The sequence below is a fragment of the Sulfurivermis fontis genome, from assembly GCF_004001245.1.
Lineage (GTDB): Bacteria > Pseudomonadota > Gammaproteobacteria > Thiohalomonadales > Thiohalomonadaceae > Sulfurivermis > Sulfurivermis fontis.
This window is the reverse complement of sequence record NZ_AP018724.1, coordinates 1,825,119-1,843,453: the sequence shown is the minus strand read 5'-3', so window position 1 is coordinate 1,843,453 and position 18,335 is coordinate 1,825,119. Positions and strand designations below refer to the sequence as shown.

Annotated in this window: 12 protein-coding genes, 1 tRNA gene and 2 pseudogenes; 12 read left to right on the top strand and 3 right to left on the bottom strand. The window is 63.3% G+C overall.

Translation table 11 applies throughout. From position 1 onward, the window contains the following. The first annotated feature begins 64 nt into the window (after positions 1-64). The 9 genes and pseudogenes from hfq (at position 65) to EP379_RS09365 (ending at position 8,275) form a co-directional block, all read left to right on the top strand. Complete coding sequence (gene hfq, locus EP379_RS09405; protein WP_127477557.1) at positions 65-328, top strand: RNA chaperone Hfq; 264 nt, start codon at positions 65-67, stop codon at positions 326-328. Positions 329-492: 164 nt separating this feature from the next. Beyond that, positions 493-1,788: a ribosome rescue GTPase HflX gene (gene hflX / locus EP379_RS09400; RefSeq protein WP_127477556.1), complete on the top strand. Its 1,296-nt coding sequence runs from the start codon at positions 493-495 to the stop codon at positions 1,786-1,788. 48 nt (positions 1,789-1,836) lie between these two features. Continuing rightward, positions 1,837-2,991 carry an FtsH protease activity modulator HflK gene (gene hflK, locus EP379_RS09395; RefSeq protein ID WP_127477555.1) on the top strand — a complete coding sequence of 385 codons (1,155 nt, stop codon included), beginning with the start codon at positions 1,837-1,839 and terminating at the stop codon, positions 2,989-2,991. Beyond that, a complete protein-coding gene (hflC, locus tag EP379_RS09390) occupies positions 2,991-3,863 on the top strand; it encodes a protease modulator HflC (RefSeq protein ID WP_127477554.1) in 873 nt (290 codons plus the stop codon). Before hflK ends, hflC begins: the two co-directional genes overlap by 1 nt. A 56-nt stretch (positions 3,864-3,919) precedes the next feature. Continuing rightward, entirely contained in the window at positions 3,920-4,108 is a 189-nt protein-coding gene (locus EP379_RS09385) for a DUF2065 domain-containing protein (protein ID WP_127477553.1), read from the top strand. Further along, positions 4,105-5,289, top strand: coding sequence for an ATP phosphoribosyltransferase regulatory subunit (locus EP379_RS09380; RefSeq protein ID WP_127477552.1), 1,185 nt, complete (start codon positions 4,105-4,107; stop codon positions 5,287-5,289). Before EP379_RS09385 ends, EP379_RS09380 begins: the two co-directional genes overlap by 4 nt. 95 nt (positions 5,290-5,384) lie before the next feature. Then, a pseudogene (locus EP379_RS09375) lies at positions 5,385-6,694 on the top strand (adenylosuccinate synthase). A gap of 126 nt (positions 6,695-6,820) precedes the next feature. Next, positions 6,821-6,905: transfer RNA gene (locus EP379_RS09370), tRNA-Leu, on the top strand. Positions 6,906-7,000: 95 nt separating this feature from the next. Then, entirely contained in the window at positions 7,001-8,275 is a 1,275-nt protein-coding gene (locus EP379_RS09365) for a TIGR03862 family flavoprotein (protein ID WP_127478881.1), read from the top strand. Here EP379_RS09365 and EP379_RS09360 read toward each other — a convergent pair. Next, positions 8,262-8,576: a SoxAX-binding protein gene (locus EP379_RS09360; protein WP_127477551.1), complete on the bottom strand. Its 315-nt coding sequence runs from the start codon at positions 8,574-8,576 to the stop codon at positions 8,262-8,264. The two genes, EP379_RS09365 and EP379_RS09360, sit on opposite strands and share 14 nt — an antisense overlap. Positions 8,577-8,739: 163 nt before the next feature. On the opposite strand from EP379_RS09360, the gene guaB reads away from it, so the two are divergent. Beyond that, positions 8,740-10,200: an IMP dehydrogenase gene (gene guaB / locus EP379_RS09355; RefSeq protein ID WP_127477550.1), complete on the top strand. Its 1,461-nt coding sequence runs from the start codon at positions 8,740-8,742 to the stop codon at positions 10,198-10,200. Positions 10,201-10,726: 526 nt separating this feature from the next. Here guaB and cmoB read toward each other — a convergent pair. Continuing rightward, a pseudogene (cmoB, locus tag EP379_RS09350) lies at positions 10,727-11,692 on the bottom strand (tRNA 5-methoxyuridine(34)/uridine 5-oxyacetic acid(34) synthase CmoB); the annotation flags it as partial. Beyond that, complete coding sequence (cmoA, locus tag EP379_RS09345; protein ID WP_127477548.1) at positions 11,689-12,426, bottom strand: carboxy-S-adenosyl-L-methionine synthase CmoA; 738 nt, start codon at positions 12,424-12,426, stop codon at positions 11,689-11,691. The pseudogene cmoB and the gene cmoA, both read right to left, overlap by 4 nt. 115 nt (positions 12,427-12,541) lie before the next feature. Between cmoA and EP379_RS09340 the strand changes: the two genes are divergently transcribed. Continuing rightward, positions 12,542-16,636: a DUF1631 family protein gene (locus EP379_RS09340; protein WP_127477547.1), complete on the top strand. Its 4,095-nt coding sequence runs from the start codon at positions 12,542-12,544 to the stop codon at positions 16,634-16,636. Between the two features lie 81 nt (positions 16,637-16,717). Continuing rightward, a complete protein-coding gene (gene guaA / locus EP379_RS09335; protein WP_127477546.1) occupies positions 16,718-18,295 on the top strand; it encodes a glutamine-hydrolyzing GMP synthase in 1,578 nt (525 codons plus the stop codon). The last annotated feature ends 40 nt before the right edge of the window (positions 18,296-18,335 follow it).

The following is an 18,335-nucleotide window of genomic DNA, read 5'->3' as shown; positions in this document are numbered from 1 at the left end:
GGGATACTTGGCCGATTTTGGCCGCCAAACCGCATGTTGCGGATAACAATAAAGGAGAAACACCATGAGTAAAGGGCAAGCCCTGCAGGACCCGTATCTGAACGCCCTGCGCAAGGAGCGTATCCCTGTCTCCATCTACCTGGTGAACGGAATCAAGTTGCAAGGCCAGATCGAATCCTTCGACCAGTTTGTCGTGCTGCTGAAGAATTCCGTCAGCCAGATGGTATACAAGCACGCCATTTCCACCGTGGTACCGGCGCGCAACGTCAAGCTGAACCTGGGGCCGGATGATATACCTGCCGAAGCCGAACCCGGTAACCGCATCTGACTTGAACCCCAACGCCGCGGCGCTGAAGACGCAGAGGAACCACTGCCGTACGGGCAGCGCCCGTGCGGCATCATTTATGGCCATGACTCGTCCGTGTGTGCGGCGCCGCAGCGGCACCAAGTACCTTCTTCTTCCTGCCGCAGTCCCGGCGTGGAGTGTCGTCCGTGTTTGACCGGCCGAAGACAGGCGAACGCGCGGTTCTGGTCCATCTGGAACTACCGCAGGAAGGCGACAAGGAAGACTTGCTGGAAATCGAGGAGCTGGCGGTGTCCGCCGGCGCCCAGCCGGTGGCCATCGTCACCGGCACTCGCCGTAGCCCCGACGCCAAGCTGTTCATCGGCAGCGGCAAGGCCGAGGAGGTGCGCGAGGCGGTGCTGTCCCATCAGGCCGAGCTGGTGCTGTTCAACCATGCCCTGACACCGGCGCAGGAACGCAACCTGGAACGCCTGCTGCAATGCCGCGTGCTGGATCGCACCGGCCTCATTCTGGATATCTTCGCCCAGCGCGCCCGTTCCCACGAGGGCAAGCTGCAGGTGGAGCTGGCGCAGCTGCGCCACCTGTCCACCCGGCTGGTGCGCGGCTGGACCCATCTGGAGCGGCAGAAGGGCGGTATCGGCCTGCGCGGTCCCGGCGAAACCCAGCTGGAAACCGACCGCCGCCTGCTGGCGGACCGCATCCGCCAGTTGCAGAAGCGTCTGGAAAAGGTCGACCGCCAGCGCGCGCAGGGGCGGCGGGCGCGCAAACGGGCCGAGCTGCCCACCGTATCGCTGGTGGGCTACACCAATGCCGGCAAATCCACCCTGTTCAACCGCCTGACCGCGGCGGGCGTGTATGCCGCCGACCAGCTGTTCGCCACCCTCGACCCGACCCTGCGCCGGGTCGAACTGCCCGGCGGGACGGGCATCGTGCTGGCAGACACCGTCGGCTTCATCCGCCATCTGCCCCATGACCTGGTCGCCGCCTTCCGCTCCACCCTGCAGGAGACCCGCGATGCCGATCTGCTGCTGCACGTCATCGATGTGCAGGATCCGGAGCGGCAGGCGAAGATCGAGCAGGTGCGGGCGGTACTGGAGGAGATCGGTGCCGGCACGGTGCCGCAGCTGGAGGTATACAACAAGATCGACCTGCTGGAGCATGGCCAGCCGCAACTGGAGCGCGACAGTGAGGGACGGCCGCTGCGCGTGCATCTTTCCGCCGTCAGCGGCGCCGGCGTGGAACTTTTGCTGCAGGCCATTGCCGATTTCTTCCGAACGGCGACCGTGCGTGCACGGTTGTGCCTGCCGCCCGGTGCCGGCCGCCTGCGCGCCGCCCTGTATGCCATCCAGGCGGTACAAGGCGAGCAGGTGGAGGACAGCGGTGCGTGGCTGCTGGATGTGGAGATCAAGGCACACGATCTGGCGCAGCTACACAAGCAGCAGGATTTCGCCCCGTTGTTGCCCCCTTTGCAGGCAGAGGGCTAAACTTCGCCCTCTGTATGGTGTTAACGAAAACAACAGGTACTGATACTCATGGCGTGGAACGAACCGGGTAATTCCGGGGGCAAGGACCCCTGGGGCGGCCGCAACAACGAGCAGGGACCGCCGGACCTCGACGAGGTGGTGCGCAAGCTGCAGGACAAATTCGGCGGCCTGTTCGGTCAGGGGCGCGGCCGCAACGGTGGTGGCGCTTCTGCCGGCTCGGCCGGTCTGGTATTGGCGCTGGCCGTGGCCCTGTGGGCACTGTCCGGTATCTATATCGTCGATGCCACCCAGCGTGGCGTGGTGATGCAATTCGGCGCCTATAAGGCGACCACCATGCCGGGCCTCAACTGGTTTCCGCGTTTCATCCAGACGGTGGAGAAGGTGGATATCTCCACCGTCCGCTCCATCGAGCTGGGACGCCGCGCCGACGAGGCGCTGATGCTGACCCAGGATGAGAACATCATCGACGTCAAGTTCACTGTGCAGTACCAGGTAAAGAATGCGCGCGACTATCTGTTCAACGTGCGCGACCCGGATCAGACTCTGCGCGAGGCGACGGAAAGCGCCGTGCGTGAGGTGATCGGCCAGAGTGAGATGGATTTCGTGATTACCGGCGGTCGTGCCGACGTGGTGGATCGCATCAAGACCCTGGTACAGGATATTCTCGATCGCTACAACGCCGGTCTGACCATAGTCAACCTCAATATGCAGGATGCCCAGGCGCCGGAGCAGGTGCAGGGGGCCTTTGCCGATGCGGTCAAGGCGCGTGAGGACGAGCAGCGCCTGAAGAACGAGGCCGAGGCCTATGCCAACGATATCCTGCCCAAGGCCCGTGGTCAGGCGGCGCGCCTGATCGAGGAGGCCAATGCCTACCGTGATCAGGTGATTGCGCAGGCGGAAGGTGAGTCGGCACGCTTCCTCAGCGTACTGGCGCAGTACGAAAAGGCCCCGGCCGTGACCCGCAAGCGCCTCTATCTGGAGGCGATGGAGTCGGTTCTGGCGCAGAGCAGCAAGGTGTTGGTGGATACCAAGGGTGGCAACAACCTGCTCTACCTGCCCCTGGACAAGCTGATGCAGCGCGAGACGCCGCTGGGCGCTATGGGCGCCGGCGATATGCTCGGCACGGCGCCGGCCGCGCCGGTACAACAGCCGCGCGCAGACGTCCGTCTGCGTGACAATCTGCGTCAACGGGAGGTGCGATAATGTCGCGCGGAATGCTGTCCTTGATTGCTCTGCTGGCCGTGGCTTGGCTGGGCTCCATGTCGGTCTTCGTGGTCAACGAGCGTGAACTGGCGATCAAGTTCCGTCTGGGTGAATTCGTCCGTGCCGACTACGCTCCAGGCCTGTATTTCAAGATCCCGTTCATCAACAACGTGCGTTTCTTCGACAAGCGCATCCTTACCCTGGAAGTGGATTCCGAGCGTTACCTGACCCAGGAAAAGAAGAACGTCATCGTCGATTCGTTCATCAAGTGGCGGGTGAGCGATGTCGCTACCTATTACCTGACCATGCGCGGTGACGAACAACAGGCCGCCATGCGCCTGGCGCAGGTGATCAAGGACGGTCTGCGCAGCGAGTTCGGCAAGCGCACCATGCAGGAGGCTATCTCCGGTGAGCGTTCCGAGATCATGAACATCATCACCAGCCAGATGAGCGAACAGGCCAAGCAGTTCGGCATCGAGGTGGTGGATGTGCGCATCAAGCGCATCGAACTGCCGGCCGAGGTCTCCAGCTCGGTGTACCATCGCATGGAGGCGGAACGCTCCCGTGTGGCCAAGGATCTGCGCTCGCGCGGTGCCGAGGCGGCGGAGCGCATCCGCGCCGATGCCGATCGCCAGCGTACCGTGATCCTGGCGGAGGCCTATCGTGATGCCGAACGCATCCGCGGTGAGGGTGACGGCCGGGCGGCGGAGATTTACGCCAAGGCCTTTGGCCGTAACCCCGAATTCTATGCCCTGTATCGCAGTCTGGATGCCTACCGCAACACCTTCAGCAAGTCCCAGGACATGCTGGTGGTGGACCCCAGTGCGGAGTTTTTCCAGTACTTCAACAACGCGACGGGCACACGCAAGTAACAGGGCAGCACCTGGCGGGTGGCGGAAGCCACCCGGTTTTTTTGTGGGGTATCGTGATGTGGTCTGATCTGTGGGTGGCGCTGGCCCTGGTGCTGGTGCTGGAAGGGGTGCTGCCTGCATTGTCGCCGCGCAATTACCGCAAGGCCATGTTGGGGCTGGCGCAGCTGAATGACCGCTCCATCCGCACCGCAGGCCTGGTGTTGATGGTGGTGGGGGCGGTACTGGTCTACTGGTTGAAACACTGATGGAAAGCGAACGCTGGTTATTGCCGGAAGGCATCGAGGAAGTGCTGCCCGAGGGGGCCTGGCGGCTGGAGCTGTTGCGCCGCCGTCTGCTCGATCTGTTCAGCGCCTGGGGCTACGAGCTGGTGCTGCCTCCGTTCATCGAATATCTGGATTCACTGCTCGTCGGTACCGGCAACGACCTCGATCTGCAGACCTTCAAGCTGACCGATCAGCTGAGCGGCCGCCTGATGGGCGTGCGTGCCGATATGACGCCGCAGGTGGCGCGCATCGACGCCCACCATCTCAAGCGCGTGACGCCGACCCGTCTATGCTATCTGGGCACCGTGCTGCGTACCCGGCCGGAAGGGCACGGCGGCAGCCGCAGCCCGTTGCAGGTGGGCGCCGAGCTGTACGGCCACGCCGGCATCGAGAGCGACGTGGAGGTGCTGCGCCTGATGCTGGCGACCCTGCACGCGGCCGGTCTCGACCGGCTCTATCTCGACCTCGGCCATGTCGGCATCTTCCGCGGCCTGGCCCGTCAGGCGGGCCTGACGCCGGACCAGGAGGCGCGGCTGTTCGATGCGTTGCAGCGCAAGTCACGCCCGGACATCGCGGCCTTGCTGGCCGGTCTGGAGCTGGACGAGGTCATGCGCGGCATGCTGCTGCAACTGGCCGACCTCAACGGCGGCGAAGAGGCCCTGGCAACGGCGCGCACCATGCTGGCCGCTGCCGGCGCCGAGGTGCAGGCTGCCCTGGACAATCTGGCGGCCATCGCCGCGGCGGTGCGCCGCACCCTGCCCGAGGTGCCGCTGCACTTCGATCTGGCCGAGCTGCGCGGTTACCACTATCACACCGGCGCGGTGTTCGCCGCCTATGCCCCGGGCAGCGGCCAGGCCCTGGCCCAGGGCGGGCGCTACGACGACATCGGCCGGGTGTTCGGCCGCGCCCGTCCCGCCACCGGCTTTTCCGCCGACCTCAAGACCCTGCTGGCCCTGTCTACTGCCACCCTGCCGGGGGTTCGTGGTATCTTTGCGCCCTGCGCCGACGACCCGGCACTGGCGCGGCAGGTGGATGAACTGCGCGCGCGCGGCGAACGGGTGGTCTGTGCCCTGCCGGGGCAACAGGGCGATGCGGCGGCGATGGGATGTGACCGCCAGCTGGTACTGCGCGATGGCCACTGGCAGGTGGCGGCGCTGGGCTAGCGGGCCGCGTTTTCGAGTTTTCCCGTATCCAAATTCATCACAACACCCGCAACGTCCGGGGAAGCAGGCGTGCGGGCGGGACTTTAGGGGTAATAATGGGCAAGAACGTCGTAATCATCGGTACCCAGTGGGGTGACGAAGGCAAGGGCAAGGTGGTGGACCTGCTTACCGACCGCGCCAGCGCGGTGGCCCGCTTCCAGGGCGGCCACAATGCCGGCCACACCCTGGTCATCGACGGCAAGAAGACCGTACTCCATCTGATTCCCTCCGGCGTGCTGCGTGAGGGCGTGATGTGTCTCATCGGCAACGGCGTGGTGCTGTCGCCTGCGGCCCTGCTGGAAGAGCTGCGCATGCTGGAAGAAAACGGCGTGCCGGCCCGCGACCGCCTGCGTATCAGCGAGGCCTGCCCCCTGATCCTGCCGTACCACGTGGCCCTGGACCACGCCCGCGAGCGTGCCCGCGGCAAGTCCGCCATCGGTACCACCGGCCGCGGCATCGGCCCGGCCTACGAGGACAAGGTATCCCGCCGCGGCCTGCGCCTGGGCGACCTGTTCCACCGCGAACGCTTCGCCGCCAAGCTGGGCGAGGTGTTGGACTACCACAACTTCTGTCTGCAGCACTACTTCAAGGCCGATCCGGTCGACTTCCAGCAGGTGCTGGACGAGAGCATGGCCATGGCCGAGGAACTGCGCCCGCTGGTGGCCGATGTCACCGAGATGCTGCACCAGTACCGCGAGCGCGGCGAGAACGTGATGTTCGAGGGGCCCAGGGCGCGCTGCTGGACATCGATCACGGCACCTATCCCTTCGTGACCTCCTCCAACACCACCGCCGGCGGTGCCTCCACCGGCAGCGGCGTCGGGCCGTGCTACTTCGACTATGTGCTGGGTATCACCAAGGCCTACACCACCCGTGTCGGCGCCGGTCCGTTCCCCACCGAACTGTACGACGGCAAGGAGCTGATGGATGCCGTCGGTGCCTACATGGCCGAGCGCGGCCATGAGTTCGGTTCCACCACCGGCCGTCCGCGCCGCTGTGGCTGGTTCGATGCCGTGGCGCTGCGCCGCTCCAACCAGATCAACTCGGTCACCGGCCTGTGCATCACCAAGCTGGACGTGCTGGACGGTCTGGACACCATCCGCCTGTGTGTCGGTTACGAGTGCGACGGTGTCACGCGCAATACGCCGCCGGTCGGCGCCGAGGCCTTCAGTGCCTGCAAGCCGGTGTACGAGGAGATGCCGGGCTGGAAGGAGTCGACGGTGGGCGTGAAGGAATACGACAAATTGCCGCAGGCGGCGCGCAACTATCTCAAGCGTATCGAAGAGGTGACCGGCGTGCCCATCGACATCATTTCCACCGGTCCGGACCGCAACGAAACCATCGTGTTGCGCCATCCGTTCAACTGAGTCGGAGAGAAACACCGGCGCGCACACGCCTCGTCCGGAGCGCGGTATTTGTCGCTTGCGGGGGCACGAACGTCTTGTTGACAAGCCCCCGGCGCTTTGGGTAAAGTGCGCGCCTTCGTTGCACCTGCCCAGGTGGCGGAATTGGTAGACGCGCTAGTTTCAGGTACTAGTGGGTAACACCGTGGAGGTTCGAGTCCTCTCCTGGGCACCAATTCAAAAAGGGGCTTCCCGCAGGGGAAGCCCCTTTTTCATTTGCGGCATGCCCACGCGGTGCGCCTGAGGCAGCGGATATTCTCGGAATGCATGATGTCTGAAGCTCCCACCACGAACGTTGCCGTCATCGGCGGCGGCCCTGCCGGCCTGATGGCGGCTGAGGTGCTCGCCGCCGCCGGCGTGCAGGTGGACGTGTACGACGCCATGCCCTCGGTGGGGCGCAAGTTCCTCATGGCCGGCAAGGGCGGCATGAACATCACCCACTCCGAATCGCTGGAACGCTTCATCGATCGCTACGGCGCCCGCCGTGAATACCTTGCGCCCCTGCTGGCCCGGTTCGGCCCGGACGCGCTGCGGGCGTGGATCCACGACCTCGGCATCGCCACCTTCGTCGGCAGCTCCGGGCGGGTGTTCCCCGCCGACATGAAGGCGGCGCCGCTGCTGCGCGCCTGGTTGCACCGCTTGCGCAGTGCCGGCGTGCGCTTTCATGTGCGCCACCGCTGGTTGGGGTGGGACGCGGCAGGTGCCCTGCGTTTTGCCTCACCTTCAGGGGAGGTTGTGGGACGGCCGGCCGCCACAGTGCTGGCGCTGGGGGGCGGCAGCTGGGCGCGGCTCGGCTCCGATGGCGCCTGGGTTCCGCTGCTGCAGGGACGCGGCATCGCGGTTGCTCCCCTGCGGCCCTCCAATTGCGGTTTCGAGGTGGCCTGGAGCGAGCACCTGCGCACGCGCCATGCCGGACAGCCGGTGAAACCGGTGGTGGTCAGCTTTGCCGGTGAGCGCCGCCAGGGTGAATTGATGGTGACGGAATACGGCGTGGAGGGCGGCGTGGTGTATGCCCTGTCGGCGCCCTTGCGCGAGGCCATTGCCGCGGAGGGGCGGGCGGTGCCGCTGCTCGATCTGGTGCCCGGGCGGGAACAGGCGCGCCTGGCGGCCGATCTGGCACGGCCGCGCGGACGCGACAGTCTCGCCAAGCACCTGCGCCGCCATGCCGGTATCGACGGGGTGAAGGCCGGCCTGTTGCGTGAGTTGGTCCCGGTGGAGGTACTGCGCGATCCGGCGCGGCTGGCGGCGGCGCTCAAGGCCCTGCCACTGCCGCTACGGGCGACACGCCCGCTCGATGAGGCCATTAGTAGTGCCGGGGGCGTGCGTTTCGAGGCACTGGATGAGCACTTGATGTTGCGCGGGCTGCCGGGGGTGTTTTGTGCCGGCGAGATGCTGGATTGGGAGGCGCCGACCGGTGGCTATCTGCTGACCGCCTGTTTCGCCAGCGGGCGGGCGGCCGGGGAGGGGGTAAGGGACTGGCTGGTACGTCGCCGAGGCAAGGGCCGTCCGGCCCTTGCCTCGGCGCGGGGGATCAGTATGCCTTGACCGCTTCCATCTGCTGCTTGTGCTGGGCAACAGCGGCCCGGCCTTGCTGTTCAGCCTGCCCGGCCAGTTTCACGGCCTTGTCGAAATCCTTCTCTTCCGCCGCCTTTTTGGCATCGGCGATCATCTGGGCGGTGTCGCGCCACTCGTATCCGACCGCGGCGGCCGCGGCGCGGCTGGCTTCGGCCGCTGCGATGGCGGCGGCGGCCGACTCGGCATCGGCGGGCTTGCTCACCGTCGGTGTGGCGCAACCGGCGCCGAGCAGGGTGGTGGCGGCCAGGGCCAGGATAGTCTTGCGCATCATTGCTCCTCCAGTGGATTTATTGGTCAGGGACTTCGATCAGGTGGCTGCAGAGGGTCTGATTATTCCACAGGCCAGCGGGGACATCGGGAGGTTTACCGCTGCGGGATGGAAACGTATAATCGCCCGTTTATTTCCCGACCACATCTCCTAAGGCGGATCGTCTATGCGCATTGTTCAGGAAGCCCTTACCTTCGACGACGTATTGCTGGTTCCGGCCCATTCCACCGTCCTGCCCAAGGAAGTGGATCTCAAGACCCGCCTGACCCGCGGCATCACCCTGAACCTGCCGCTGGTTTCTGCGGCCATGGACACCGTCACCGAGGCCCGCCTCGCCATTGCCATGGCGCAGGAAGGCGGCATCGGCATCATCCACAAGAACATGACCGTCGAGCAGCAGGCCACCGAGGTGCGCAAGGTCAAGAAGTTCGAGAGCGGTGTGATCAAGGATCCCATCACCGTCGCTCCCACCGCCAGTATCCGTGAGGTGCTGGAACTGACCCGCGCCTATGGCATCTCCGGTGTTCCCGTGGTGGATGCCAGCGGTCTGGTGGGCATCGTCACCCATCGCGATCTGCGTTTCGAGACCCGTTACGATGCCCCGGTTTCCGCCATCATGACCCCCAAGGCCAAGCTGGTGACCGTCAAGGAAGGCGCCGACAAGGAAGAGATCAAGCGCCTGTTGCACGAGCATCGCATCGAGAAGGTGCTGGTGGTGGACGACGCCTTCCGTCTCAAGGGCATGGTTACCGTCAAGGACATCCAGAAGGCCACCGACAAGCCCAATGCCTGCAAGGACGAGCTGGGTCGCCTGCGCGTGGGCGCCGCCGTCGGCGTGGGCGCCGGCACCGATGAGCGTATCGCCGCCCTGGTCGAGGCCGGTGTGGACGTGATTGTTGTCGATACCGCCCATGGCCACTCCCAGGGTGTGCTGGACCGTGTACGCTGGGCCAAGAACAACTTCCCCGACCTGCAGGTCATTGGCGGCAACATCGCCACCGCTGCCGCTGCACTGGCCCTGGTCGACGCCGGCGCCGACGGCGTCAAGGTCGGCATTGGCCCCGGCTCCATCTGCACCACCCGTATCGTCGCCGGCGTCGGGGTGCCGCAGATCACCGCCGTGGCCAATGTGGCCGAGGCGCTGAAGGGCACGGATGTGCCGCTCATCGCCGACGGCGGTATCCGCTATTCCGGCGACTTGGCCAAGGCCATCGTGGCGGGCGCCTACTCGGTGATGCTGGGCGGCATGTTCGCCGGCACCGAGGAGGCGCCGGGTGAGGTCGAGCTGTTCCAGGGCCGCTCCTACAAATCTTATCGCGGCATGGGCTCGCTGGGCGCCATGGCATCCTCGCAGGGTTCGTCGGATCGCTACTTCCAGGAAGGCAACGAGGCCGACAAGCTGGTGCCGGAAGGCATCGAGGGCCGTGTGCCGTTCAAGGGGCCGCTGCAGCCGGTGATTCACCAGCTGATGGGTGGTCTGCGCTCCTCCATGGGCTACACCGGCTGCAAGACCATCGACGAGATGCGTACCAAGCCGGAATTCGTGCGCATCACCGGTGCCGGCATCCGCGAGAGCCATGTACACGACGTGCAGATCACCAAGGAAGCGCCCAACTACCGCGTCTGACGCCGTGTAGTCAGCGCCATACGGCAAGGCCGCCTGCGGGCGGCCTTGCCGTTTGCGGCATGGAAATGCCTCAGGTCATTAAGGACGGTCTGAATAAGTCCATCCTGGACTTCTCAGACCACGCCAAGCGAAAAGTATGATTTTCGCTTGGCTTCACTTTTCAACGACTTATCGTCGTTGAAAAATGGCGGCACATCCCTGTGCCGCGGAAGCTCTGAACTTATTCAGAGCTTCCTTAACATTGCGTTCCTTGTGGACATTGGCTGTGGAGATGGGGTAATTTCCTCCCGGCAGGCATTCTGCTTGCGTATGCCACAACGGACTGGCATATCCGCCCCAGTGAATGGATCTCCCTATGTAGACAGGAGATGACATGAACCGGCAAGACCACCCCGCCCATCCAGGCACGGCCGCACCCGTGGAATCCACTACCGAAGACGGTCTCGATACGCTTCTGACCGAGGATATCGGAGCCGAGGGGTGGGACGCTTCCCACCTGCCCGAGTTTAGCGCCTGAGTTACCCGGCCTGCGCGCGCGCAGACTCGCCCGCCGCGGGGCGGGATGGCCTTCGATGGTGCGCGTCGGGTCCTGTGGGTCGAGAAAGTCGGCGAGGGATTCGAACTCCATCCATGGCGTGCGACGTTGCTCCTCTAGCGTGGTGGGTGAGACGTCGAGTACGCGGATGTCGACGAAGCCCGTCTCGGTCAGCCACTGTCGCAGCAGCGGCACGCTGGGGATGGTGTGCACGTTCTTCATCTTGGCGTAGCGCCCCGGCGGGTGCAGCACGGCCAGTTCATCCCCTGCCAGTACCAGCCCTTCCAGCACCAGCACGCCGTTCGGCCTGAGCTGGCCGTACAGGCGGGCGAGATGCTCCAGCGGGTCGCGGCGGTGATACAGCACACCCATGGAAAACGCCACGTCAAACGCCGCGCTGTGCAGCGGCAGTTCCTCGAACCTGAGCGGCAGCACGTAGTTGCCGACAGCACCGATGTAACGGCTCAGCGCGGCGTACTGCATGACGTAACGGATGGTCGGATCGATGCCTAACACCAGCGCGGCACCGGCACCGCACATGCGCCAGCCGTAATAACCGTTGCCACAACCGACATCCAGCACGGTTTTGCCGCGCAGGTCGAGGTGGGAGGCGAGGCGGTTCCATTTCCAATCGGAGCGCCACTCGGTATCGATGTGGATGCCGAATACGCAGAACGGTCCCTTGCGCCAGGGGTGGAAATCACGCAGCAACTTCTCCAGCCGGGCGCGTTGCTCCGTGTCGATGTCCGCGGGGCTGCCGATGCGCGGACAGTCGGTGGACAGATCGATGACGGACGGTGTCAGGGAGGGGAGCGCCGCCAGGGTGGCATACCAGTGCGGCAGATCGCCGTGGCTTGCCGGATCCAGTGCCCGGTGCAGGCATGGCTCCAGTTCTTCACGCCAGCCGGCAAGGGGCGAGCCCACCAGGGCTTGCCACAGTCCCGCGTAGTCAATCATCGGATGGCGAGGAGAGCGGCGAAGTTGAAGGCCTGGAACCAGGGTATGATCTGGCTGAATCCGGCTGCCTGCAGCCGGGCCCGGTGCGCCTCCAGGGTGTCCGGCAGCAGTACCCGTTCCAGCGCGGCGCGTTTCTGGCTGATCTCCAGCTCTGAATAACCGTTGGCGCGCTTGAAGGCGAAATGCAGCCCTTCGAGCGTGGCCTGTTCGGCCGTGTCGGTGAAGCGCAGTTTTTCCGCCAGCAGCAGCACGCCGCCGGGTAACAGGCCGGCGCGGATACGGCGCAGCAACGGCAGGCGTTCCTCCGGTGTGACGAATTGCAGGGTAAAATTCATGGTGACGACTGAGGCGCCCTCGAGCGCGCAGTCACGGATGTCGGCGCAGACGACATCCACAGGGGTCGGGGCATTGTCGGCCGCGATGTTCTCCCGACATCCTTCCACCATGGCGGGGGAGTTGTCGATGGCAATGATGCGGCAGCCGGGCTGGGTGATGCGGCGTCGCATGGCCAGGGTGGCGGCACCGAGGGAACAGCCCAAGTCGTACAACCGGCTGTGGGGTTGCGCATACTCGCCGGCCACCAGTCCCAGCAATCCGGTCACGCTGCCGTAGGCTGGCACCGAGCGCCGGATCATGTCAGGAAATACGCCGGCCACCCGTTCGTCGAAGGCGAAGTCCGCCAGCGGATACTGCGGACTGGCGTAGAGGGTGTCCTTGCGGGATGAACTGGTCATGACGATTGGGCAGCCGATTGGGGCGGAAATTATATCATTGGCCCGGTGGCTGCATGGGCAGCTTTAGTATCCTTATTGGGTATAATCGCTGCAAAACATCAGGAGTCACAGTGACATGACGTCAGCTGCCAACAAGCGTGCCTACCCCCGTTATCCGGTCAGGCTGGATGCCGTCGCCATTTCTACCCAGGGTGTCCGGCTGGACTGCGTGGTGGAGGATTTCTGCCAAGGCGGCCTCTTCATCACTTTCTACCCGCAGGTGGCCCACGCGACCCACTGGCGTGTTGGCGATTACATCGAGGTGCATCTTGCCCAGGCATCGGGCAGCGCCGGCCAAGGTTATGTGATACAGGGGCAGGTGGCGCGGGTTATCGATATCGGAGTGGGGATCAGCTTCGCCGGCCTTGATGGAGCTGCTTTCCAGTATCTGATGAGTCAAGCCCAGCGCACGGCGGTACCTGTCTCCACTGGGGGGCGACCGGATGTTCGTTACGCCGGGGTGATTGCCGAATGCCGCAACAAGGCCCGTGCCTTCATTGACCACCTGGTGGAAAACTTCACTGCCGAAGGTGTCGACAATCTCAACAAGTCCGACGAATTGACCAAGAGGAACTGGCGTGGCGTCGTCGAGGCACAGCAGAAGCTGCGCGATAGTCGTGGCAGGCTGCTGAACTGTTACACCACGGCGATCATGGATGAGTTCGACAATCATGGTCGCCCGCTCAAGCAACAGGGGGCGCAGACAGACACATCCGAATTGTCGCTCGTGGCCGATGAGGTGTTCCAGAACTGGCTGACCGTGACGACCATCGCTACCAAACTCGAATCCCACAACGATGAGGTGATGTTCGAACTGGAGCAGCGTCTGGGGCTGATCCTGAACCGGCCGCTGGACCACCAGAGCAATCCCGTCGGCGCTGCCATGCTGGCACAGCGCTTTCTGGAGTGTTTCGATGCGGTAGGTCTGGAAGAGACGATGAAACCGCTGGTCTTCAAGGCCTTCGAGGATTTCATGCTTGGCCGCTATGGCACATTCCTGGGGCAGCTCAACAATTACCTCAAGGAGCAGGGTGTGCTTCCCGCTCTGAAAAAGGACTTCCGCGTGGTCAAGCAGCGGGGGGCGGCTCCGTCCCGCGCTGTTCCGCCGGGCCAGCCCGGTGCCGAGACACCGAATACCTCCGATGATGCCGGCAGTGGTGTCGCGCCCGATACCGGCTATGCAGCAGCACTCGGCGGAGCGTACGCGGAGCCCGGGATGGGGGCGGTACCGGGTATGCAAGTGGGTGTACCGGCCGGAGCCGCTGCTACGCAACAGGCCGGCGCTGTGCCAGGTAGTGCTGCGATGGCGCCACCGGGCGCGCCGGCCGGTGCTGCCCCACCGGTCCAGGGCAGCGGCTACGCGCCGGCGGAGGCGGGTGCCGGTGTTGCCGATGGCGTGAGCGGTGGCTATATGCCGGTACCGTCACCCTATGCCGCGGCCAATGAGTTGCTGCAGCTTGAACGTACGGCGCAGCAGTCTCAGCCCTCCCGTCGCCATCAGGCCGGTGCTGCGGCGGCCGCTGCGGGAGAGGCCGGTGTTGCCCGTGGCCCGGTGGCGCATTTTTCTGTGCAGGAATTGAACAACGGCTTGGCAAGCCTGCAGCAACAGGGACTCAGCATCCGCCATCTGCGCCAGCAGGGCACCACGCTGGCCTCGCGCCTGTCGCAGATACTGACGGAGCAGGCCGGTGGTGACAGCTCCAAACAGCTGCCGCTGGAGACGCAAGACAAGCTGGAGGTGACGGAGAGCCTGCTGTCATCCATCCAGACCGACCCGATTACCGACGACCACCTGAAGGACTGGTTCGAGAGCGTCGAGCTGCCGTTCATCAAGATGGCGCTCAACAACGAGCATGTGCTGCAGGACCGTTCCCATCCGGTGCATCATCTGTTCAACACCCTGGATCAACTGTTCCAGATGTTGCCGGCGAACAAGGTGGAGGTGCGCCGGCAAATGGTTGCCAAGGTGGAGCAGGCACTGCGGAGCCTGAGCGATGAGTCCGGCGGCGATCCCAAGGTGCTGGATGAGGCAGTCGATTCGCTCAACAAGTTGTATGGCGAGCAGTCGGAGGAATACCGGCGTCGGGTCGACGAGGTTATCGCCAAATGCAAGGCTGAGCCCAATCATCGGCAGATGACGCTGGAGATGCTGGAGGATATCGATCGCCTGTTCGATATGGCGGACGGACGCCTGATACCCAAGGTGGTGCTGGAACTGTTGGATGCCGGCTGGAAGAATCTGCTGTGGCGTCATTGCCAGCATGGTGGTATGAACAGCGAGGGTTACCAAGCCGCGCGCGCCACCATGGAACAGTTGCTGATGCGCTTGCAGGGTAAGACGTACAAGGGACTCAAGGCGGACTGGCCTAATCACAAACTGGTGGAAGAAGTCAGCAAGGTGCTGGAAAAGCTCAGTAAGGGCGATGCCCGATCATTGCTGCTGGTGTCCGAGCTGATTTCGACCTTAGAGCAAGCCAAAATCGATCCCACCAAGGTGGCACGCATCAAGAAAGGCTCCATTGCCCAGTTGATGCTGCAGTCCTGGGAGCAGGAGAAGCAGGCTCTCAAACCGGTGGAACTGTCCAAGGTGGAGTGGGCACGCTGGCTCAAGCGTGCGGAATCCCTGGCTGATGGCGAGTTGGTGTCCTACAAGAGCGATAAGGAGGAGTTGCAGCAGCAGAAGCTGGTGTGGTCTGACCGCAAGTGGGGCCGTTTTGTCTTTGTGGACCGTGAAGGCAACAAGGGTCTGGACGTGCGACCGGAGGAGATGGCAGCGTACATGTCGCGTGGTCAGATGCTGATCCTTGAAGGCTGGGATCGACCGCTCATGGATCGCGCCACCTACACGATGCTGCAGTCGATTCACGATCGCCTTATCGAGCAGACCAATCACGATGCGCTGACCAGTCTGATGAACCGGCGCGGTTTCGAAAGCGCGCTTGACGATCTGTTGTTACGCGCCAAAAAGGAAGGCAGCAACAATATTTTGTGCTATTTCGATCTCGATCGATTCAATGTCATCAACGTTACCTGCGGTCATGAAGCGGGCGATGAATTGCTCAGCAACCTGGCGGACTTGTTGCGCCGCAAACTGGGCAGCACGCCGGTGATTGCCCGTCTGGGCGGTGACGAATTCGGCGTGTTGCTGGAGAACTGCGATCGTGAGCAAGGCATGCGACGGGCAGAGGAAATCCGCCGCGCCATTAACGACTACCATTTCCGCTGCGAGAACAAGGAATTCGTAGTGGATGCCAGTTTCGGTATCGCGGCCATCGACCCGGCGCGCGATTCGGTACGGACCCTGCTGGCGGCTGTCGATTCGGCCTGTTTCGCCGCGAAGGAGGCTGGCCGTGGTCGCATCCAGTTCTATGATCCGCAGAGCGAGGTCATTATCAAGCGGCAGGGTGTGATGGAATGGGTCGGGCGTATCAACAAGTTGTTCGATGCCGGCCTGATTCAGCTCAAATGCCAGAAGATCGCCTCGCTCAAATTTGCCCATGAACACCCGCGCTATGAGATACTACTGCATGTGCACAATGAGCAAGGTGAGCTGGTTTCCCTGGATCAGTTCGTCCTTTCGGCAGAGATCTACAATCGCATCGGCGATATCGACCGTTGGGTGGTAGACAAGGTTTTTGCGTGGTTGCGCGCCAACCGCGGCAAACTCAATACCATCAATTCCATTTCGGTGAATCTGTCCGGTCACTCCATCGACGACGATGCATTCATGGAGGAATTGGTGCAGCGTCTGGAAAATGCCGAGGTGCCAAGTCATCAAGTTTGCTTCGAAATCACCGAGACTGCTGCGATCAGCAATCTGGAACGTGCTGTTTACTACATGCGCCGCCTGCGCCAGACCGGCTGTCAGTTGGCGCTGGACGATTTCGGTTCGGGACATGCCTCGTATTCCTACCTGAAATCGATGCCGGTGGACTACCTGAAGATCGATGGGCAATTCATCCGCAACATCAGCACCAACGTTTTCGACTATTCGGTGGTGAAGTCCATCCATGAGATGGCCCATGCCTTGGGTAAGCGCACCATCGCCGAGTACATCGAGAGTGAGATCGCCCTCGACAAGCTGCGCAAGATCGGCGTGGACTTTGGTCAGGGCTATATCATCGAGAAGCCAATACCGCTGGACGAACTGGTCCTGGGCGCCAGAAAGTAACCGACTTGAACAGGGCGACGAGATCACGGATGATCTGCAGCCCTGAGCCTTTCCTCCCCAGTTACCGAGCCACTTGACCCCATGTCCATCAATATTCACGCCGACCGCATTTTGATCCTCGATTTCGGATCCCAGTACACCCAGCTCATCGCCCGCCGTGTGCGCGAGGCAGGGGTGTATTGCGAGCTTCATTCCTGCGACATGGCCGAGGCGGACATCCGCGCCTTCGATCCGCGGGGCATCATTCTGTCCGGTGGGCCGGAGACCGTGACGGTGGAGGGTACGCCGCGTGCACCGCAGGTGGTATTCGAGCTGGGCGTTCCCGTCCTGGGCATATGCTACGGCATGCAGACTATGGCGCAGCAGCTCGGCGGCGCGGTGGCGGCGGCGGCTCACCATGAATACGGTTATGCCCAGGTACGCGCCCGCGGCCATACCCGTCTGCTGAAGGAAATCGAGGACCATACCAGTGCGGAAGGCTACGGCCTGCTCGACGTGTGGATGAGCCACGGTGATCAGGTAACCACTCTGCCGCCCGGTTTCGTGCTGATGGCCAGCACCGACTCCTGCCCCATCGCCGGCATGGCCGACGAGGCGCGTGCCTTTTATGGCCTGCAGTTCCATCCCGAAGTGACCCATACCCGCCAGGGCATGCGCATCATCAGCCGCTTTGTCCACGATATTTGCGGTTGCGCCTCTCTGTGGACACCGGACCAGATCATCGACGACGCCATCCGTACCGTGCGCGAAACGGTGGGAAGTGACGAGGTGCTGCTGGGCCTGTCCGGCGGCGTCGATTCCTCGGTGGTGGCGGCGTTGTTGCACAAAGCCATTGGCAACCAGCTTACCTGCGTGTTCGTCGACAACGGAATGCTGCGCTACCGCGAGGGCGACCAGGTGATGGCGACCTTCGCCGAGCACATGGGGGTACGTGTGATCCGCGTCGATGCCGAGCAGCGCTTCCTGTCCGCCCTGGCTGGCGTCACCGATCCGGAAAAGAAACGCAAGATCATCGGCAACCTGTTCGTCGAGGTTTTCGAGGAAGAGGCGGCCAAGCTGCAGAATGCCAAATGGCTGGCCCAGGGCACCATCTATCCCGATGTCATCGAGTCGGCCGGCGCCAAGAGCGGCAAGGCCCACCTGATAAAGTCGCACCATAACGTCGGCGGTCTGCCGGAACACATGCAGCTAAAGTTGCTGGAGCCGTTGCGCGAGTTGTTCAAGGACGAGGTGCGCAAGATCGGTGTCGAGCTGGGTCTGCCCTATGAAATGGTCTATCGCCATCCCTTCCCCGGTCCGGGGCTCGGCGTGCGTATTCTTGGCGAGGTGAAAAAGGAATATGCCGACATTTTGCGTCTCGCCGATCACATATTCATCGAGGAGCTGCGCAAGGCCGATCTGTACGACAAGACCTCGCAGGCCTTCGCCGTATTCCTTCCGGTCAAGTCGGTAGGTGTCACCGGCGATGGTCGTCGCTACGAATATGTGGTGGCACTGCGCGCGGTGGAGACCATCGACTTCATGACCGCGCGCTGGGCACATCTGCCCTATGATTTTCTGGAAACTGTGTCGCGCCGTATCATCAATGAGGTAAAGGGCATTGCCCGCGTGGTGTACGACATTTCCAGTAAGCCGCCCGCCACTATCGAGTGGGAGTGACCAAGGAATTTGTAACATACTGAATTAAGGAAGCTCTGAA